At 65.5% G+C, this 2,382-nt stretch carries 1 protein-coding gene; it reads left to right on the top strand.

Annotated features, from left to right (window positions below):
* Nucleotides 1-94: 94 nt before the first annotated feature.
* The gene (locus EV671_RS26435) at nt 95-1,936 is read left to right on the top strand and encodes a Tle-like phospholipase domain-containing protein (protein ID WP_132576880.1); all 1,842 of its coding nucleotides are present in this window, start codon (nt 95-97) and stop codon (nt 1,934-1,936) included.
* The last annotated feature ends 446 nt before the right edge of the window (nt 1,937-2,382 follow it).

Below are 2,382 nucleotides of genomic sequence, written 5' to 3'. Positions count from 1 at the left end.
GGTGCGAGTCCCGTCCAATTCTTCGCGAGACAGCAGCCTTGACTCAACCTCGAATAGCTTGGGATCGCGAGCCGAAATCTACGCGGGACGTAACATGCACCAAGCCACGCTGGCCCTGGTGCTTCGCCAACCCGGCACGCTGCTGGACCTGCCCCAGGCTGTACGCCAACTCGACGAGATGGTGGTGGACTGCCATGCCGGCACCCTCAGCATCTGGCGCAGTGATGCCTACCGCAGTGACGACCCGCCCGGCCAGCCCGGGCGCAGCCTGAGCCCGGAGCCTGGTCAACGCCGTACCCAGGCCATGGCGGACCTGGCGCTGACGAACCCGCTGATGGCTGCCGCGCTGCGAGCGCTGTGCAGCGGCGGCGGCAATGCTCAGGCGGTGCAGGCGCCGGGGGGAAGTGTCTCGCCATTGGCACCGGCATCGGCATCGGCATCGGCATCGGCATCCTCCCCCAGTGCACCAGCCGTACCGCCGACGCCCGCCAGCCCACCCCAAGGGGCTGGCTCGCAGGCAGATACCCCCCCTGTCGTTGCGCCTCGTGTGCCAGGCGACACGTCGGCTCCAACGACGCCCGGTGGGGGACCATCGATCATCGACGCGCCTGCCTTTCCTGGCAGCGCATTCAGCGTGCGCACGCTGGCGCGGCTGGCGCTGGGCACCTACACCAGCCCGGCCATGTTGCAGGCCGAGATGGACGTCGCCGTGGTGCTGAACCAGGTGCTGGGGCAGGTTGAATCCCGCCCTACGCCCAATCAGTCGCTCAAGTTGATGTTGACCCGGCGCAGCCTGGACGTCACGTTGCACAAGCAGGAAGCACTGGAGCGCAGCCTGGGCGACAAGGCGGCCTTGCTTGAAAGTGCAGATCTCCAGGCCATGGCTTTGCCACCTCTGCCCCGGCACACACCGTCGTCGTTTGTCGCCGAGCTTTACCGTCACAACGCCAGCGGGCAATATGTGTTGGCCTTTCGAGGCACGGCCGAGGCAGCGGATTGGATCAGCAACCTTTGGATGGGTGTCGACCTGGCCGAAGTCACCGCACCGCACTATGCGGCGGCGGAGGAGCTGCTTGCCGAGTTGCGCAAGCGCGGCATCAGCCCGCTGGTGGTGGGTCACTCGCTGGGCGCCGGCATGGCGCAGTACGTGGCCTACCGGTTCGGCTTGAAGGTCGTGGGCTTCAACGCGTCGCCGCTGCCGATTCGCTACCTCAGTGGCCGGCGCTACGACCCGGCCGACGCGCGGCTCTTCACCGCACTGGAATTGCCGCCGCCCGGCACGCCGGTGTCGTCTGATCACGACCAGCGCCTGGGTGACCCGCTCTCACTGGGGCTGGACTCATTGCGAAAGCACGCACCGCGTGCAGATGCTTGGATCAAGGCCAACCGCCAGCTGGTCAAGCCGGTGTGCTTGCTGACGCTGCCAGAGCCTTACTTCGACGCGGACGAGGACGCCGACATGGCCCGCGCCGTGGGCGAGCATTTCGTCTCGGGGCCGTTGCAGTCGCTGCTCACAGCCAGTACCGCAGGCACCGTCAAGAGCATCGCCAAGAAGATGGCGATCAGCCAAGGTCTTGAGATGTTGTTGGATGACCCCGCATGGGCTCAAGCATCGATCGGTCACGCCGCGGCCGCTGTGGAGGCGCAGCGTCGAGCGGTGATTGCCGGCGTCGAACAGGCCAAGGCGTTGCAGGGCATGGCCAAGGCACTTGGCTGGCTCTACAACGCCTCCACAGGCCGGAACATGGGCAAGACTGCAGTGCAGATCGGAGCCGGGGTCGTGGATCTCATTGCAGCCCAGTACGTCAAGCGGCTGCTGCAGGTGCATGGAATGGCGCGCTTCGTGCGAGGGCTGGGAGTCACCGGTGACCTCAATCCCTACGCGATCGGGCCGGACGGCAGCTCACCCTGCGCTGCTGTGTCGAGTTCTTACTGAACCGCCCCCGGGTTTCATGGGCTGCAAGGCGCAAACCGCAGCCGTAGCTCTGGCTACGGCGAGGATTTGCAACGCAGCAGACCGCCCAAAGCAGGGACGCGCAGTGCGCGAGGGACTTGTTCAGCGTTGCCCTAGCGGCAAAGTGCATCAAGTTGCCCGGCATCGCCGTAGAACAAGCCTGGCGTTGAAGGGTCGGTGATCTGGGCGACGCTTTCAGAAACCTGCCCCGTCTCGGCAGGCTCCGGGTACCAGAAGGATTCCACGCCTCGAAGGCCGAACTCTTGCCAACGCGCCAAAGGCGGAACCCAAAGAAGTTGGCCTCTCTTGAAAATCGAGTGGGTACGATGAAGCCCGGTTGATCACTCCGAGGAGTGGTGCCATGACAGCCAGAGTCTTCGAAGCGGCGCTCGGTATTGGCGCGCCGTGGTCGGTTCGCGCGATCGAGT

This window comes from Roseateles saccharophilus (genome assembly GCF_004342485.1).
GTDB lineage: Bacteria > Pseudomonadota > Gammaproteobacteria > Burkholderiales > Burkholderiaceae_C > Pelomonas > Pelomonas saccharophila.
Note: the sequence above shows the minus strand (reverse complement) of the source record. Positions and strands in the feature narration are given on the sequence as shown.